Below are 17,476 nucleotides of genomic sequence, written 5' to 3'. Positions count from 1 at the left end.
TGTTATCCTTATCTAACTTATAGATCCCTTCCTCGCATTTCAAGCAGAAAGGATCGCGTTCGTCGGATCGAAAGGACAATGCGTTGGATCGACGGGAAGCTTGCGACTTCGACATCATGCGCGACATCGTGCTGCCCTGCGCGGACAGCCTGGGAATGATCGAGCTTTCGCCGAGCGAAGCCGCGCTTCGCGCCATCCCCGCTCGCGAAGGACGTTGCTTCAGCATGCCGGAAAGCCAGGCATCCGGGTACTTCTGGATTCACGCAGGGAAGGACTTCGCCGTATCGGTGACTTCGATGACCCTCCATCGCGACTGGCAGCAACGCTGCCCGCACCCTCGGTTCGTGGCATTGCGCCACCTTCGATCGGGCGAGTACATCCTCCCGGATACAGGGCTCACGGTGAAAGCCCCGTATCTGGAAGGGCATGTGTCGCGCACCCGCACATGGATCTGCACGCACAAAGCAAGCCAACCGCTCCACAGCGTGGAGATCATGCTTGCGCCCCCGTTCTACGAACGGTACCTGCGCGCCGTGTACCGCGACGAAGCGTTCTCGGCTGAAGACGCGTTCTCGAGCATCGACGGACTGGCCAGCTTTCCGGAGATGACGCTGCTCTTGGGGCAGATCGAGGCATACCGAGGGCGCGGGGCGTCGGCGGGGCTGTTCTACCGAGGCAAAGTGGAGGAAGCGGTGGCGCTCGTGGTGGACAGGTCGCGAAACCTTGCGGCCGCTTCGCTCGCCACGCCAGGGCAGACCGAGCACGAACGGGCCGTCTCGCCCGAAGACGCGCGCGCGATCGAGCATGCGCGCCAGCGTCTGGACGATAGGCTGACGGATCCCGTCAGCGCCGAGGAGCTGGCGCATATCGCATGCATGGGGCAGACGAAACTGAGGCGCGTGTTCAAGCGGGCATACGGCTGCACCATCGTCGAATATCGGCAGCGGCAGCGCTGCGCCCGCGCCGCCGACCTTCTGACGACAAGCGATGCGTCCGTCGCGTGCGTGGCCTCCGCCGTAGGCTATCGCCCTGAACGGCTGGCGGAGCTGTTCGCCCGCATCTACGGCACCACGCCGAGCGCCTACCGAGAATCGCTCGGGCAAGCAGGCAGCTTGACCTCGAACACGATCCACGTCGACGCGCCCCGCGCCTCGACGCGCGCGTCGAGCGCACCGCCCATACGTTCCATCAGGTGACGCGCGATCGAAAGCCCTAATCCGGAGCTTTCCCGGGATCGGGCGGAGTCGACCGTGTAGAACGGCTCGAACAAGCGCGCAACCTGGCGCTCGTCGATGCCTTCGGCATCGTTGGCGAACGACACCGTCACCCAGCCGCCGCACGGAGCCGATCCTTCGCGCTCATACGCCGCGTCCACGACAAAGCAAGTTGCCGCGTACTTGCCGGCATTGTGCACCAGGTTCGCGAACACGCGCTCCACGGCATCGACGTTCGCACGCGCGAAAAGCGGGCCGTCCGGAATGGACGCGCGCACGCTCGTCCCCCGTCCTTCCAGCAACCGGTACTGCCCCGCAATCGATTCACGTAGCAGCCTTGCCGCGTCCACCTTCGCAAGTTCCAGGGAAAACCCCTCGCCGCGCACGCGCGACAGTTCGTAGAACTGCGCGATCAGGTGCTGCAGCGATTCGGCCTTGCGCTCAACCGTTGCAAGCGCCGCGCGGTCCTCTTCGCTCAAAGGCCCCGCATCGACAAGCGCCAAATAGCCCTGGATCGAAGTGAGCGGCGTGCGCAGGTCGTGGCTTATGCGCTCGATCTGCTCTTTCAGCTGGGTCTCGCGACGCGCGTAAAGCACCGACTGGCGGCGAATGCCGTCAAGCGCGCAATTCACGGTGCGCAGGAAGGCTTCCAGGTCGCGGTCCGGACACGGCATCTTCACGATGCGGTTGTCCTCCAGGTGCTCCACGATGTCGCGCAGCTCGCGATCGGCGCGACGCAGCGACCGCTTGAGCGCGAAGCAGCGCACGCCGAACCATGCCGCCGTGCTCAACGCGAGCAGCAGCGCGATAGCGAACGCCCCGTTCGGCATGCCCTCCCCCTTTTGCTACAGTTCCGTTTTTCCAATGCGCCACATGCCTGCCGCCGCAAACGCCACGATACCCGCGAACCCGGAGATCAGGCACTTCGCCAAACCTTGCGGCGTATCCCACAGAAACTCCGCCGCGCCGCTCATGTTGATGAGCACCTCGTTCGCGAAGAAGTTGTACGGCATCCAGCCGGCAAGCGCGGCCACCGGCTCGATCATGCGGCCCACCGCGTCGAGCGCCATGGGAATCAGGCACACGACGGTCAACCATATCATAAACGCATTGGCGGGCTTCGGCGAAACGATGCACGCGGCAACTGCCAGCACCGCACACGCCACTGTGAACGGCAAAGCCGAGAGCACGCCTTTGACCAGGTACGTCGCAGGCTCCAACACGGGGCCTTCCAGAAGCAGCGCCGCGCTGCCAACGTACACGATCAGGATGACCGCCAGCCCCATCAAGCCCCATGCAATCGACACCAGGCACTTGCCTGCGAACAGGTCGCGCCGTGCAAGCCCTTGGGCTATCTCGTTTTTGAGCGTGCCGTTTTTGCGATCGTCGCCGAACAGCAGCCAAACCAGCAACCCGGCCATAAGGAACAACGCCCCCAACGACCCGATCACGTTGCTGAGCGAAAAACGCGCGGTGGCGTACGGAAAATCGGGCGTGCCAGCCATGACGGCCAGAAGCACGTTCGCAAACAGCACGAGCGCGCACAAGACGCCCACGAGCAGGTACCCTTCCTTGCTCCGCGCAATGCGGTACCACTCGCTTTTCATATAGTTCAGCAACATGTTGCCCCCTGCTCTTTCATTTCCAGATAGTACTGCTCAAGCGACATCTTCCGACGTTCCAGCTTGGAAACGCCCATGCCGTGCGCGCTCGCCAGCGCGCTGAACGTCTCGATGCCGTGCTGCGGATCGAGAATGCGGACCGTGGAATCAGGAAGCACCTGGTAGCGGTCGTGGTGCAGCTCGGTTTCCAAAAGAACCGCGTAGCGCGGGACGTCCGACACGGCGATGTCGATGCAGTCGGCGCAGCGCGCACGAAGCTCCTCGGCGCCCACCTGCTCTAAAAGCCGACCCTTGCTCAAAAACGCGTAGACCGTGGCCATCTGCTCTAGCTCGGCCAGATGATGGCTCGACACTACCACGGTGATGCCCTTTTCCCGATTGAGCCTTTGCAGAAGAACGCGCATCTCGACGATGCCGCTAGGATCGAGCCCGTTCGTCGGCTCGTCCAAAATCAGCACTTCCGGCTCTCCCAGCAACGCCATGGCCAGGCCCAGCCGCTGCTTCATGCCCATAGACAGGTCGCGGCACGCGCGGCCCTTCGCGTACGACAGCCCCACGGTGTCGAGCACGCGCGAAACCGCATCCCTGCCGGGAACGCCTCTGCGGATGCGGCAACATTCCAGGTTCTGCCCCACGCTCAAGGCCGGATAGAAGCCGGGCTGCTCGATGACGACCCCGACGCGCGCCCGCTGCCGCTCGAGGTCGCGCGGCGCGCTCGCGCCGAGCAGGCGCAGTTCGCCCTCGGTGGGAAACGCAAGGCCGCACAGCAGCTTGAACAGGGTCGTCTTGCCGGCTCCGTTGTCTCCCACCAGGCCGAACACCTCACCGCGGCGCACGGCGACGCTCACGTCCTCAAGCGCGCGGACGTCGCCGTAGCGCTTCGTCAGCCCTCTTGTCTCGATAACCGATTCCATGGTTTCCGCTTGCCTTTCCTCATCGTCGTTTCGCAATGGGCGAACCTTGTCGACCCCAGTTCGCCAACGCACAAGAGAACCTTACCGTCCTGACGTGAAATAAGTCCTCAAGAAAGGTTAAAGAAAGGATAAAGATGCGATCGCGCGTCGAGTTTTCGGCAGCACGCCGACACCCCCCCCCGTCGAACCCGGCAGCCCCTGCCCGAACCCGCCGAGCCACGCACTCGTCCCGCCGCATCCTTTTCCCGTCGTCGCTGCGCCACACCCTCTTCATCGAGGTTCTGTCAAAACGAACGAGTTTTATTGGTCCTCAAGTCAGGATAAATGCAACGCGCAAGCCTCTGAAAAGGCATGATGAAAAACTCCCCTTGGCAACCTGCCTGCAAGAGGCGAAAAATCCCCGCAAAACTCGTCCGTTTTGACAAAACCTGGAAACCTCCGTGGCAAATCGAGGCGTTCGCCCCCGTCAATCCCGCCAGCCCCGTCCGGACCCCCGAAAAGGCTCACGAAAGCTTGAAGCCAATGCCCCAGACGGTTTTGATGTACTCTTCGTCCGGCTCGACGGCGGCAAGTTTCTTGCGGATGTTGCTCACGTGCACGTTGACCGTGTTGTCCTCGCCGTAGTAGCCGCTCTTCCATACCAGCTCGTACAGCAGCTCGCGCGAGAACACCTTGTCGGGCGCCTGCACAAGCACGTGCAGAATATCGAACTCGTGCGCGGTCAGCACTACCTCCTCGTTGCCGAGAAACACCCGACGCGTAGCCGCATCGAGGCGCAAGTTCTTGAACGAGCGCGATTCCTCGCGCTCCGCCGGCAACGCGGCGCCCGCGCGCCGCAGCACGGCCTGCACGCGCGCGACCAGCTCTTCAGGCTGAAACGGCTTCACCAGGTAGTCGTCGGCCCCTTGGGCCAGCATGTCCACCTTGTCGGACAGCCCCGCCCTTGCGGACACCACGACAACGGGCGTCTTCAGCCCCAAATCGCCGCGCATGAACGCGATCAGCTCCGGGCCGTCCATGCCCGGCAGCATCATGTCCAGCAAAACCAGGTCGAACGCCCCGCGCTCCAGATGAAGCCGCGCCTCGGTGCCCGAATACGCCTGCACCGCGCGATAGCCGGCCCGCGTCATGACGGTACCCAGCAGCGCATTGATATCGGGGTCGTCCTCCACCACAAGAATGCAGCCCGACGCCGCGCCGTCCATCTTAGCCATCAGCGGCCGATCCCCCCGTCTTTCCAACCATGCGCGGGCTCGCGCTCGGACGATTCGCCGTCCCCGTCAGCCGCGCGCGGCACCGGCACCTGCGCGCAACCTTCGCAGCCATCGCACGACGACCCGCATCCGCTTCCCCTCGCGCGGCGCGAGCGCATGCGCGCCAAAGCCAGCACGACGAGCGCCGCCACCAGCGCGCCCACCGCCAGCGTCCACGCGCTCTCGCCGGCGTCCGCCGCAAACGCTCCCACGCCGTGCACGGCGAACGCGGCAACCCATGCCACCGCCAACTGGCCGAACACCACGCCGAGCGCCCATTTCCCGCCCAACTCGCGCTTTACCGCCGCCACCGCCGCCACGCACGGCGTGTACAGCAAGCAGAACACCAGCAAAGCCAATGCGGCCGCAGAGCTCATGACGGCAACCAGGCTCGCCGTGCTGCCGAACAGGATGGACAACGTGGACACGACGCTCTCCTTGGCCATGAAGCCGGTGACGAGCGCCGTCGAAATCCGCCAGTCCCCGAACCCAAGCGGCGCGAACGCCGGAGCGATCCAGCCGGCCACCACGGCCAGCATGCTGTCCTCGGAGTTCGCCACCATGTTCAAGCCGAAGTCGAACGTCTGCAGAAACCAGATGACGATGGTCGCCACGAAGATGACCGTGAAGGCGCGCTCCAGGAAATCCTTCGCCTTCTCCCACAGAAGCAGTCCCACGTTGCGCGCGCTGGGCATGCGGTAGTTCGGCAGCTCCATGACGAACGGCACCGCCTCGCCCGAGAACAACGTGCGGCGCAACGCCAGCGCCACCAGCACGCCCACCGCGATGCCGCCGAAATACAGGCCCACCATCACCAAGGCCCCGCTCGTCGGGAAGAACGCCGCCGTGAAGAACGCGTAAATGGGCAGCTTCGCCGAACAGCTCATATACGGAGTGAGCAGGATGGTCATCTTGCGATCCCGCTCGGACGGCAGCGTGCGCGACGCCATAACAGCCGGAACCGTGCACCCGAAGCCGATCAACATGGGCACGATGCTGCGACCCGACAAGCCGATCTTGCGCAACAGCTTGTCCATGACGAACGCCACGCGCGCCATGTAACCGGAATCCTCCAAAAGCGACAGGAAGAAGAACAGCGTGACGATGATGGGCAGGAAGCTGAGCACGCTCCCCACGCCGTTGAACACGCCGTCGATGACAAGCGATTGCAACCCCTCGTTCACGTGGGCCGCGGCCAGCGCGCCGGCGGTCGCATCGGTAAGCCACCCGATGCCGGCGTCCAAGACCTCCGAAAGCCATGCGCCCACCACGTCGAACGTGAGCCAGAACACAAGCGTCATGATGGCCACGAACGCGGGAATGGCCGTGTACGTGCCGGTCAGCACGCGATCGACAAGCACGCTGCGCGCATGCTCGCGGCTCTCATGCGGCCTGACCACCGTGTCCTCGCACACGCGTCCGATGAAGCAGAAACGCATGTCGGCGATGGCCGCCGCGCGATCGAGACCGCGTTCGGCCTCCATCTGGGCCACGATATGGTCGAGCATGTCCTTCTCGTTTTGATCCAGATGCAGCTTCTCCAAAACAAGCGCGTCGCCCTCCGCCAGCTTGCTGGCCGCGAACCGCGGCGGGATGCCCGCCCGCTCGGCGTGGTCGTCGATGAGCGCCATGATGCCGTGCAGGCAGCGATGCACGGCGCCCCCGTGCTCGTCGGCTGCGCAGAAGTCCTGGCGAACGGGCGGCTCCTGGAAGCGCGCCACGTGCAGCGCATGCTCCACCAGCTCCTCGATGCCCGCGTTCTTGGACGCCGAAATGGGAACCACGGGAATGCCCAGCAGCTCTTCCATCTCGTTCACCAGGACGGTGCCGCCGTTGCCCTCCATCTCGTCCATCATGTTGAGGGCCAGCACCATGGGTATGTCCAGCTCGAGCAGCTGCATGGTCAGGTACAGGTTGCGCTCGATGTTGGTGGCGTCCACGATGTTGATGATGCCGCGCGGACGATCCTCCAGCAAAAACCGTCGGGTGACCACCTCTTCGCTCGAATGGGGCGACATCGAGTAGATGCCCGGGAGATCCGTTACCAACGCTTCGGGATGCCCCTTGACCACGCCGTCCTTGCGGTCGACCGTCACCCCGGGGAAGTTCCCCACGTGCTGGTTCGCGCCGGTCAGCTGATTGAACAGGGTCGTTTTGCCGCAGTTTTGATTTCCCACGAGAGCGAAGGTGAGCGGCGTTCCCTCGGGCAGCGGGCTTTCGGCGGCCTTATCGTGGAACTTCCCGCCCTCGCCCAAACCCGGATGGGGCAAGGGGCGCCGCACAAGCGGCTCGCGGCGGGGCTCGCTGGCTTCACGCACATCGTCGATCTCGATCTTCTGCGCATCGTCCAAGCGCAGCGTCAACTCGTAGCCGTGAACGCGAACCTCCACGGGATCGCCCATGGGAGCGTGCTTCACCATGGCGATGTCGACTTGCGGAATAATGCCCATGTCCAGGAAGTGCTGGCGAAGCGATCCTTCGCCGCCAACCCCCACCACTGTGGCGGTCTTCCCAATGGGCAGGTTGTTCAGGGTGCCCAATGCGTCTCCTTGCGCGGCTGCGGCGAATCCCCCGCCGAGCCGCCGTCTCTCGTCTTTTGCTCGCAACCATGGTACCGCGAAACGGGCGCCTTGGGGCACAGAAAGTTGCACATGGCAAACGTCGCGCGCGCATACGCGATGCAACGCACGGCAACCGCTCGCTCTTCTTGGTGTTACGAATTCCGATTTAGTATTAATTTGATGTTACGAATTTTTACTTCGTGTTACCATCGCGCAAGAGGGAGGCCCAAACGAAAGGAATCGACATGCCCCAACTACAAACGACGAAACGGCTTCATCTGATCGCCGCAGCGCTGCTGACCATCGCGATCAGCATCCTGTGCCTAGGAGGATGCAGCACCGGACAGCCCCAGAGCGCACAGCAAGATTCCCCAACGTCTTCGCAAACCGTCACGGTTACCGACATGCTCGGCCGCAGCGTCGAAGTCCCCGCCGAGGCACAACGCCTCATAGGGATCGGATCGAGCTCGCTTCGGCTGGTCTCGTATTTGCAAGCCGCAGACAAGGTAGTCGGTGTGGAGCAGTCCGAGCTGAAGGACAACGTCACCTGCAGCTATCGCCACGTCAATCACGAAACGTTCAAGAGCCTGCCCGTCATCGGCGACGGAGGATCGAAGGGAACCACCCCGAACGAGGAAGCCATCATGCAAGCGGCGCCCGACGTCGTGTTCGCCTCGATCGACAAAGACGCCGCCGACGCCCTTCAGGAAAGGACCGGCATCCCCGTAGTGTGCCTGACTTTGAGCAACGTGGTGTTCGACCAGACGTTCTACGACAACGTCAACCTGGTCGGAAGCATCGTCGGCAAGCAGGAGCGCGCAGCGGACATCGTCCGCTACATGGAGGACGCGCGCGCAGACCTCGAGAAGCGCACGGCCGGCATTCCCGCCGACCAAGTCAAAACCGCATACGCAGCCGGCATCAGCTTCCGCGGCGGCCACGGCTTCGCGGGAACGGAGGCGAACTTCCCGCCTTTCCAGGCAACCAACGTGAAGAACGTCGCCGACGTGAACGGCGCGAGCGGCGCTTTCGACATCGACCTCGAAGCCATCTCCAGCGCGCAGCCCGACTACGTGTTCGTCGAAAGCGGGAACCTATCGCTCGTGAAAGAGGACTACGAAGCGAACCCTTCCTACTTCTCCGCGCTCAAGGCGGTGCGGAACGGCAAGGTGAACACGCTCATCGCCTATCGCTTCTACGCCACCAACATCGAGCTGGCCTTGGCTAACTGCTACCAAGTAGGGGCGACCGTCTACCCCGCGCAGTTCGCCGACGTCGATCCCACGCAGAAGCTCGACGAGATCACGGAGTTTTTCTTGGGAGCCAAGCTTTCGAAAGACCTCGCCGCCGAAGGGTGCGAATTCAAGCAGATCGATCTGGCGAGCCTGTAGCGTCCGGACATGGCCGCAAAGCCTTGAAGCAGCCACGCGACCTCGTTGCATCCGGGCGTTCGGACGCTCGACGCTCGGCGTCGAGCGTCCGCCGTCTTGCTGCGCGAGTGCGCAGCAAGACGGCCGCACCCGTCGCCTCGTTCGTTCGCAATCAGCTCTGGGAATTGTCGATCCAAAAACACGTTTTCAGCCCCGAAAACGTGTTTTTGGATCGACAATGAAGACGGGCGCGCCTTGCAACCGCGAACGATAGCGAGCGCCCATTGCGCCGCGCCGTCAGCCAAGCGGCACGGCCACCGGGACGTCGCCCACGGCGTCCACTTTGAAGCCCACATCGTACGTGGCCGACAGGGCTTCGTCCGTCACCGCCTCCCGGCCGCCGTACGCCACCACGCAACCATCGCGCACCAGCAAAAAGCGATCGCAGAACCGCAATGCCAGGTTGATGTCGTGGATCACCAGCACCGAAGCGATACCCTCTGAAACGGTCACATCGCGCACGATGCGCAGAACCTCCAGCTGGTTCTTCGGATCGAGCGCGCTCGTGGGCTCGTCGAGCAGCAAAACCTTCGGCTCCTGCGCGAGCGCACGGGCGATGAACACCTTCTGGCGCTCGCCTCCGGACAACTCGTCAAGATAGCGCGCGGCGAATCGCTCAAGTCCCAGACGCTCGATCATGGTGGACACCACCCGGCGATCGCGATCGGACAACGACCACGATACGTGCGGCCTTCGCCCCAGCAGCACCTGGTCGTACACGCTCAAGTGAGGAATGCGCTGCTGCTGCGCGACCAAGGCGATGCGGCGGGCGACGTCGCGACGGCTCAGCGACGCGACGTCGCGGCCATCGACCCTCACCGATCCCTCGCTCGGACGGACGATGCCCGCCAAAACGTTGAGCAGCGTGGACTTCCCCGCCCCGTTGTTCCCCAGGATGGCCAGCATCGACCCCGCGGTCGCCTGCACGTCGATGCCGCGAAACACCGGCTCTTCGGCAGCAGGGTACGCATACGCCACCGCCTCGGCGGACAGCACGGGGCGCTCGGCAGCACCAATCCCGACAACGGGAGCGTCGAACACCTCCCGAAGCAACGCCCGCGCTTCCTCGGCGCTCACGGCAGGATCGTCCTTCTCCAACTGCTCGCACTTCATCGCCTGTACCCCTTGTACAGCAGGTACAGGAACAGCGGCGCGCCCAAAAACGACGTGATGGCGCCAATGGGAAGCACCACGGGCGATATGACCATGCGCGCCGCAAGATCGCTGGCCAGCATGATGATCGACCCCAGGACAAGCGATGCCGGCAGCAAGAAGCGGTAGTCGTTGCCCACAAGACGCCGAGCGATATGAGGGGCGATGAGCCCGATGAAGTTGATAAGCCCCACGAACGACACCATCGCCGCCGCCATGACCGTAGACGCCACAACGCCCAGCACGCGGCAGCGTGCTACGTTCACGCCCAAACCGCCCGCAACCTGGCCGCCGTTCTGCAGCGCGTTGTAGTTCCAGCGATTCGCGAAAAAGTACAGCGCGCACGCAACGCCCACCAGAGCCATGAAGCCGATTTGGGACCACGTCGCGCGGCCCAAATCGCCGAACTGCCAAAAGATCACCTTCGTTAGGGCAAGGTCGTCCGAAAAATACTGGATGATGGTCGACGCGCCCGCCCACAAAGCCGAAAGCGCAACGCCCACCAGCACGATGCTCTCCGGGCTGGAAGACCCCAGTCGCGAGAACAGCAGCACCACCGCGCTCGACGCCAAAGCGCCGACGAACGCGAACAGGGCAACGGCGCCCATGCCGATCCCTGTGGCGGCGCCCGCTACGGCCGGAGCCACCACGAGAAGAGCCAGCGTGGCGCCGAAGGCGGCTCCCTGGGAAATCCCCACGGTCGATGCGGATGCGAGCGGGTTCTCCAGAACGCTTTGCAGCACGGCTCCCGCCAACGCCAGGCCGGCGCCGGAAACGATGGCGCACAGCACGCGCGGAAGGCGAATGGAGCGCACGGTCATGACATCCTGCGCAGAGCCGATACCCAACAGCGCCTGCGCGCTGGCAAGCGGGTTCATGTCGGAAGCGCCGCTGGCCAGCGCGCACAAGGACGCTGCGATGCACGCGACGACAAGCGCGGCGATAACCAGCCAGTTCCGTCGCTCGATGCGCGCTTGAGCATGCGCCGCCCTTCCCGAGCCGCACGCCAAAGCCGCCGAAGTCGAAATCGAAACGCCCGCATCGACTTCGGCCGCTGTCGGGAACCGAATCACCAGATTCCCTCCCGCGCATACGCGTCGTAACAGTCGCGGCACACCAAAGCGCCCTCTTGCACGCGCAAACCGTACTCGGCCGTCGATTCGCCGCACGCCGCGCACTCCTGCGACGCGAACAGCCGGGCAGGTTCCGGAAGACCGTACGAGGGCAGCCCCACGTCGTACAGTTGGTCGTACGGCGTGCTCAGGATGTACGATTGAAATTCGTCGCGGCTTCTCTCACCGGATCGAGCCGTGAACACAAGACGCACGGCACGGTCGGTGCCGCGCACGAAGAACGAGAACGCCATCTTGCCGCGCAATCGGGGGATCAGGTTCGACTTGCCGTACGTGCAGCCCAGAACAACCTGCACGGCATCCACGCCGCACGCATCGTTCTCGGTCACGCACACGATCTCCTCGTCAACGGCGGGAAGCCTCGCTGCATCCAGCCCCAGCTCTGCAATGGCCCCTTCGCACGCTTTGAATCCTATAGCGAGCCCCGGGCACGTGTGCCCGTGAAACGCCGCCGCCCGCGTCCACCACGTTTCGTCCAGCATGGCATGCTCCTTCCGTACGATGCGCAACCGTTTCGCCGCGCATCGTAACACGGAATAGCATTTCGTAACACTATCAATCTGCGGACGGTAGAGAAGCGGACCCGTGCTGCTACGAATGCGGCCTTTCGGAGCACTTCAGGCCAATGCTGTCGGCGTAGGCGACCCAACGCTCGAAGGACTCGTCGCTAATGGCATGCTCCATCTTGCAAGCCTCCTCGTCTGCGACGTCCTCATCGATGCCGATGACCTTTGTCAAGAACGCCAGAAGAAGCTTATGGCGGTCGAGCACGGAGGTGCCGTACGCCATCCCCTTCTCGGTCAGGGTGATGCCGCCGTAAGGCTGCTGGTCGACATAGCCTTCACGTTTGAGCACGATCACCGCCTTGCTCACCGACGCTTTGGAAACCGATAGCGCGTCGGCTAGGTCAACCGAGCGCACGACGGCCCGCTCGGGACCGCTCAACTCGACGATAGCCTCCAGATAATCTTCGCCGGACATGGACATTCGCTCCACGACCCGCCTCCTTCCCCTCCCCCTATGCCCGAATCCAGTCAAAACAAGAAAAGCGGAGGGAAGAAGGGGGGATCTTCCCTCCGCTTGCATGATGCGGCAGTCGGCCAGACGAGAGGAGCCTCTGCCGCCGGGTCAGCGGATTCGCAATCGATAAGGCAGCGCCTCGTTCGATGCGAGTTATCTTAGGTGAACTTATATGTGCCGACAAGGGGAGTTAACCTAGGCATACAATTTCTTCACATCTGGATGAAACGGCCTTCCGGGCAAGATCGCGCGCGCCGCCGCACGCGATCGCGTCAGCGTGCGCGGTACACGGCGCAGTTGTTCGGAGTCTCGTACATGTCCACCTGCGAGACGGGCAGACCCTGCTCGGTCAAGCGTTCGCAAACGTAGCGCGCCAGGTTCTCGGCCGTAGTGCGAAACGGCAGCACGGTCAAGCTGAAGCCTTCCGCGGCAAGCGCAGCCATCGTAGCCTCGCCGAGCGAGCCCTCCTCCACAAGGAAGGTGTGGTCGAGCTCTTCCGCCAGATCGCGTACCGCGCGTTTGAACACGCCGAAGTCCAGCACCATGTCGCGCATGGTCCCTTCGGTTTGGAGCTCGTCGGTTTCCAGGTAGACCACCGTGCGCCACCGATGGCCGTGCAGGTTCTCGCACTTGCCATAGTAATCGGTCAGGAAATGGGCGGAATCGAAACTCGCCTCCGTTTTGAGCCCGTACATAGCACGCTCCTCGTCTCATGCAGCCGCCACGCCTCGATCGGGCGCGGCGAATCATCGTTTTTCGCCATCATAGCAAAGTGCGCGGCGAATCGGCGCCCGCAGCGCGCAAGTGCGGCATCGTCACCCGAAACGCGCAGGTTTCGAGCGGTCCGCGCAACCGCCCCCTCGCCCGCCGTCGCCCGCGCCCGTACCCGGCCGCCCGCGCGCATTCGGCCGGGCAGGCGCGGGCACAGACGAAGACTGGCGGGCGCATTTCGGGCGGCGACGCGCCACAGCGATGTGTCGGCTTTGCTCCGAAAGGCCCCGCGCGCGAAGCTTGTGCTACGATGCTCAGACGAACCGACGCGGCGCGCCGCCGCGCCGCCCGATCCGCGCCAACCGCGCCGGGCGGCACCGTCTCCGCGAAAGGACGACGAACCATGCCCATGAACAAGGCCATCCTGGCAGCCTATCGAGCAGCCACGCGGATCAGGCCCGACATCAAAGAGTTCTACAAGGCGCAGCGCGCCGCCGAGGACCTCAGCGCCAAGCTGGCCATACCCAACCCCCGCTGCCGCATCGACGACGCCTTCGCCGTCATGCCGGACGGCTACCGCGTACCCCTGCGCATCTTCACGCCGCTCGACATCGACTTCTCGCTTGCTTCGGGCTTCAAGGTATCCGAAGATTGGCGCGGCACCATCCTGTTCTTCCACGGAGGCGGCTGGGTCAACGGCGACGTGGACTTCTACGCCGACGCTTGCTCCACCATGGCGCTCAAGCTTGAGCGGCGCGTGGTGTCGGTGGACTACCGGCGCGCGCCCGAGCACCGATTCCCGCAGGCCCCCGAAGACTGCTACGAAGTGACGCGCCAGCTGTTCGCGGGAGAGCTGCTGTCCGACGTCGACCCTCGTCGCATCGTGCTGCTCGGCGACAGCGCGGGAGGAAACCTGGCCGCCGTCGTATCGCTCATGGCGCGCGACCGCGGCGCGTTTCGCCCGCCTACGCAGGTGCTGCTCTACCCCGTCACCTACGACGACCACGACCCGCGAACCTCATGGTTCGACTCGGTGCGCGAAAACGGCGAGGACTACCTGCTCACCTGGCGCGACATACGCGGGTACATGGAGCTGTACCGTTCGTCGCCGACCGATTACGCCAACCCCTACTTCGCGCCGCTGCTCGATCCCGACCTTTCGAGCCAGCCGCGAACCCTGGTGATCACAGCTGAGTACTGCCCGCTGCGCGACGAGGGCGAGGCGTACGCGGCGCGCTTGGAGCTGGAGGGCAACAGCGTGCAGTGCTACCGCGTGCTCGACGCCGTGCACGGATACCTGCTGTATCCCTCGGTGGTCGGCGCTGTTAGAGACACCTATCGGATTATCGGGCACTTCCTTGACGACATCGACCTGAAGCGAGAGGACAAACCAGCGTGGCTCGGAATACTTGGTACCGACTAGACAACGTAGGCAAGTTCTACTCATCCCAGGCCGGCAGCTCCGCGCAAACGGTGTTCCGCTACGCAGCCGAGCTGATCGACGACATCGACCCGCAGGCGCTGCAGCGCGCGCTCGACAAAACGGTCGACACGTTCCCTGGATTCAACGTGTGCCTGCGCAGCGGCATGTTCTGGCACTACCTGGAGCAAGCGCCGAAACCGCCCGAAATCAGCCGCGAGAGCCTTCCTATCTGCTTCGGCCTGCACGTCGACGCGAAAAGCGTCCTGTTCCGCGTCAGCCATTACCGAAACCGCATCAACTTGGAAGTTTCCCACATCGTCTCCGACGGGCGCGGCTCCTTGAGCTTCTTCAAGATGCTGCTGCACGTCTACATTCAAAAACGCTACGGCGTGGAGGGGGTGCCGTTCGAATACGACGGGTCGGATCACCAAAAGCACGAGGACAGCTTCGACAAGTACTTCGAGCGGGACAAGGCCGCAGGCACGCGCGCGCCGAAGATCTACCGGCTGTCCGGATGGCGCGACAAGGCCGACCCCACGTTCATGGAATACCATCTGCCCATGCAGCGCGTGCTCGACCTGGCGCGCTCGCACGGGGTGAGCCTGACGTCGCTTGCGATCGCAGCGGTAATGTGCGCCATCCGCGCGGAGATGCCGCGCCGCGACCGCCATCGCGCCATTCGCATCGACGTGCCCGTGGACCTTCGGAGGATCTTCGAATCGGCCACCACCAAGAACTTCTTCGGCCTGGCCTTCGTATCCTACACGCCCGGCGACCAGGACGAACCCGTAGAAGCCGTAGCCGCCCGCGTGCAGGACCAGCTCAAGGTGGCGACCGAAGCGGAAAGCCTCAAGCCGCGCATGAATCGCATGATCGCGCTCGAAAAGCATCCGGCCCTGCGCTTCGCCCCGCTGTTCGTGAAGGATATCGCGCTCGAACTGGCAGACCGCATGGTCGAACGCGAAACCACGACAACCGTATCAAGCTTGGGAGCTATCGGCGTCGACGAGCGCCTGGCTCCGTTCATCCGCAACGTCAACGTACTGACCTCCACCGTCGGGCTCAACTTCATGGTGTGCTCGTTCGGAGACGATCTGAGCATCGGCATATCCACCACGTACTCGAACCCCGACGTGATCAAGAACTTTTGCCGGTACTTCTCGGACCAAGGCATCGAAGGATACGTCAACATCAACAAAACAAGCGAAGAAGTGGCCGAGGATCGTCTGGAAACCAAGCTGGAAACCTCGGTCAAACGATGGGGCGGCCAGGTTCCCGCGCACGAAGAGGGCGCCGACGACGGTGCATCTGAAGGAGAAAGGGAACAAGCGTGAAACGTTGCGAGAAGTGCCGCGTCGAATTCACCGGCGACCTCGATCGCTGTCCTTTGTGCCAAGCCGAGCTTGCCGGAACGGCAACGCCGTCGGCATTTCCGCGAAACGAAGTGCGCAAGTCGGGAGCCATGGCCCTCGGCGTCTTGGCTTTTGTGAGCGGAGCATGCCTTTTGGTGATGGTGTTTTTGGGGCGAATGCTGTCGCTTCCGGGCGACATCGTGGTTTCGGTGTGCTTAGCGCTGGTGGTGAACTACCTGTTCGTACGCAACATCCTTGCGCATTCGCCGGACTTTTTGCGCGTGGTCGTGCGCTACTTCCTCATTTTGCTGGGCATTGCGGCAGCATGGTTTCTGGTCACGGGAAACACCCTGGTCACCACGTTCGTCATACCGGGGATATGCCTGGTGGCACTGGTGTTCGACACGGTACTCGTGGGCGTGTTCAAAGACACGTTCGTGGCCAGGTACGCGAAGTACCTGCTCTTCGACGTGGTGCTGGGGCTGGTCCCCCTTGCGCTCATCGCGCTGGGGCTTACCACCTGGGAGATCCCCGCGCTTTCGAGCGCGCTCGCAGCAAGCGTGTTTTTGCTGGGGCTGCTCGTGTTCATGCGAAAACAGCTGATGGACGAGGTTCGCAAGCTGTTCCTGGCATAGCGTGACAGCAAGCTGAAAACCGGGCACTGGCAAACGTCGAGAAAACCTCCTGAAAGCCAGTGCGCGCCCTACAGGGAAAGCAGCCCCTGCGATGCCAGCAGCCAAACCAGCGAAGCTACCCACAGAACCCCCACGGCCACCCGCGCGACGTTGGATACGCGCAGGCTTTTCGACGGCACCATGAACATAGCCACCAGACCGCCCAGCGCGCCGCCCAAGTGCCCGCTCACGGAGATGCCCGGCACCAAGAACGTGTACGCAACGTTCACGGCGATGATGCCCAGCATGCCCTTGCTGTACTGCGCGAACATAGAACGATTCCCCTTGTGCAGCAAACCCAGCAAGGCTACGGCCACAAACAAACCAAACACGCTGGTGGAAGCGCCGGCGCTCACCGTCGAGCCGCCGCCTAGGAACACGTCGGCAGCGTAGGACACCGCGTTGCCCGTGATGCCGGCAATGAAGTACAGCGCCAGGAAGTTCCCCTTGCCCAGCACGCGTTCGAGCACTTCGCCCACGCTATAGAGTGCAACCATGTTGAATCCCAGGTGCATGAGGTCCATGTGCAAAAACATCGGCGTCACGAACCGGTACAAGTCGGCCGCCGACTGCATCCACGGCGCGTACATGGCGCCCATCTGCACGAGCACCGATGTCGACACGTTCACGCGGAATCCCGAAAGCACCGTTTCCACCGCGAACACGATCACGTTAAGAGCGATCAGGATAAGCGTGACCATGCGAAACCGATTTCGCTCGAAAAAGGACGGCTCGCTTTGATTGAGCATCCGCTTCAACTGCTCGTCGTCGATCACGGTTTTAGTCGGGTTCGGCACGTTGTTCTGGTTTTCCGGCACTGGTTGCTCCTCGCATGCGGTAATTCGATCATAGTTCGGGGGAAATCCTACCACGTCGCTTGCGCAACAACGCAGCCTCCGCGCTTCCGTTAAGGCAAAAACACGGTTTCACCGCTGCGCGCCGCACGCGGTCCCCGCCCGACCCGCGCCGCCTCCCCGGCACGCGGCGAAGCCCGCTCGATCGCACCGCCTTCCGAGC

16 protein-coding genes are annotated in these 17,476 nt (G+C 63.3%); 5 read left to right on the top strand and 11 right to left on the bottom strand.

All coding sequences use genetic code 11. The features are described 5' to 3' along the window. The first annotated feature begins 83 nt into the window (after window positions 1-83). Window positions 84-1,196 (top strand): helix-turn-helix domain-containing protein, encoded by a 1,113-nt coding sequence (locus DMP08_RS04040; RefSeq protein ID WP_244596790.1) that lies wholly within the window; start codon window positions 84-86, stop codon window positions 1,194-1,196. On the opposite strand, the gene DMP08_RS04035 is transcribed toward DMP08_RS04040, so the two are convergent. From DMP08_RS04035 to feoB, 5 genes are all read right to left on the bottom strand, one after another. Then, window positions 1,082-2,044, bottom strand: a complete 963-nt coding sequence (locus DMP08_RS04035; RefSeq protein WP_123191695.1) for a sensor histidine kinase — start codon at window positions 2,042-2,044, stop codon at window positions 1,082-1,084. The two genes, DMP08_RS04040 and DMP08_RS04035, sit on opposite strands and share 115 nt — an antisense overlap. Before the next feature lie 15 nt (window positions 2,045-2,059). Next, entirely contained in the window at window positions 2,060-2,836 is a 777-nt protein-coding gene (locus DMP08_RS04030; RefSeq protein WP_123191694.1) for an ABC transporter permease, read from the bottom strand. Continuing rightward, a complete protein-coding gene (locus DMP08_RS04025) occupies window positions 2,827-3,750 on the bottom strand; it encodes an ABC transporter ATP-binding protein (protein WP_123191788.1) in 924 nt (307 codons plus the stop codon). Before DMP08_RS04025 ends, DMP08_RS04030 begins: the two co-directional genes overlap by 10 nt. A 503-nt stretch (window positions 3,751-4,253) precedes the next feature. After that, on the bottom strand, window positions 4,254-4,964 hold the full coding sequence (locus tag DMP08_RS04020) for a response regulator transcription factor (RefSeq protein ID WP_244596789.1): 711 nt from the start codon (window positions 4,962-4,964) through the stop codon (window positions 4,254-4,256). Next, window positions 4,964-7,543 (bottom strand): ferrous iron transport protein B, encoded by a 2,580-nt coding sequence (gene feoB / locus DMP08_RS04015; RefSeq protein ID WP_123191693.1) that lies wholly within the window; start codon window positions 7,541-7,543, stop codon window positions 4,964-4,966. Before feoB ends, DMP08_RS04020 begins: the two co-directional genes overlap by 1 nt. 266 nt (window positions 7,544-7,809) lie before the next feature. On the opposite strand from feoB, the gene DMP08_RS04010 reads away from it, so the two are divergent. Then, window positions 7,810-8,955 (top strand): iron ABC transporter substrate-binding protein, encoded by a 1,146-nt coding sequence (locus DMP08_RS04010; RefSeq protein WP_123191692.1) that lies wholly within the window; start codon window positions 7,810-7,812, stop codon window positions 8,953-8,955. A 276-nt stretch (window positions 8,956-9,231) separates the two neighbouring features. Here DMP08_RS04010 and DMP08_RS04005 read toward each other — a convergent pair whose 3' ends face one another. From DMP08_RS04005 to DMP08_RS03985, 5 genes are all read right to left on the bottom strand, one after another. After that, a complete protein-coding gene (locus tag DMP08_RS04005) occupies window positions 9,232-10,107 on the bottom strand; it encodes an ABC transporter ATP-binding protein (RefSeq protein WP_123191691.1) in 876 nt (291 codons plus the stop codon). Continuing rightward, complete coding sequence (locus tag DMP08_RS04000) at window positions 10,104-11,219, bottom strand: FecCD family ABC transporter permease (protein WP_244596788.1); 1,116 nt, start codon at window positions 11,217-11,219, stop codon at window positions 10,104-10,106. Before DMP08_RS04000 ends, DMP08_RS04005 begins: the two co-directional genes overlap by 4 nt. Continuing rightward, window positions 11,216-11,761, bottom strand: a complete 546-nt coding sequence (locus tag DMP08_RS03995; protein ID WP_123191690.1) for an FmdE family protein — start codon at window positions 11,759-11,761, stop codon at window positions 11,216-11,218. Before DMP08_RS03995 ends, DMP08_RS04000 begins: the two co-directional genes overlap by 4 nt. 109 nt (window positions 11,762-11,870) lie before the next feature. Then, window positions 11,871-12,266: a metal-dependent transcriptional regulator gene (locus tag DMP08_RS03990; RefSeq protein WP_181792559.1), complete on the bottom strand. Its 396-nt coding sequence runs from the start codon at window positions 12,264-12,266 to the stop codon at window positions 11,871-11,873. Window positions 12,267-12,571: 305 nt separating this feature from the next. Continuing rightward, window positions 12,572-12,994: a 6-pyruvoyl trahydropterin synthase family protein gene (locus DMP08_RS03985; protein ID WP_123191689.1), complete on the bottom strand. Its 423-nt coding sequence runs from the start codon at window positions 12,992-12,994 to the stop codon at window positions 12,572-12,574. Between the two features lie 419 nt (window positions 12,995-13,413). Between DMP08_RS03985 and DMP08_RS03980 the strand changes: the two genes are divergently transcribed. From DMP08_RS03980 to DMP08_RS03970, 3 genes are read left to right on the top strand one after another with little or no spacing between them, the layout of a single operon-like run. Beyond that, the gene (locus DMP08_RS03980; RefSeq protein ID WP_123191688.1) at window positions 13,414-14,433 is read left to right on the top strand and encodes an alpha/beta hydrolase; all 1,020 of its coding nucleotides are present in this window, start codon (window positions 13,414-13,416) and stop codon (window positions 14,431-14,433) included. Beyond that, window positions 14,406-15,767 (top strand): phthiocerol/phthiodiolone dimycocerosyl transferase family protein, encoded by a 1,362-nt coding sequence (locus tag DMP08_RS03975; RefSeq protein WP_123191687.1) that lies wholly within the window; start codon window positions 14,406-14,408, stop codon window positions 15,765-15,767. Before DMP08_RS03980 ends, DMP08_RS03975 begins: the two co-directional genes overlap by 28 nt. After that, entirely contained in the window at window positions 15,764-16,420 is a 657-nt protein-coding gene (locus DMP08_RS03970) for a DUF6320 domain-containing protein (RefSeq protein WP_123191686.1), read from the top strand. The genes DMP08_RS03975 and DMP08_RS03970 overlap by 4 nt, the downstream gene beginning before the upstream one ends. A 68-nt stretch (window positions 16,421-16,488) precedes the next feature. On the opposite strand, the gene DMP08_RS03965 is transcribed toward DMP08_RS03970, so the two are convergent. Then, window positions 16,489-17,277 carry a rhomboid family intramembrane serine protease gene (locus DMP08_RS03965; protein WP_244596787.1) on the bottom strand — a complete coding sequence of 263 codons (789 nt, stop codon included), beginning with the start codon at window positions 17,275-17,277 and terminating at the stop codon, window positions 16,489-16,491. Between the last annotated feature and the right edge of the window lie 199 nt (window positions 17,278-17,476).

Origin of the sequence: Paraeggerthella hongkongensis (assembly GCF_003726035.1) — a bacterium.
GTDB lineage: Bacteria > Actinomycetota > Coriobacteriia > Coriobacteriales > Eggerthellaceae > Paraeggerthella > Paraeggerthella hongkongensis.
The sequence above is the reverse complement of the archived record's forward strand: the minus strand, read 5'-3'. Positions and strand labels throughout refer to the sequence as shown.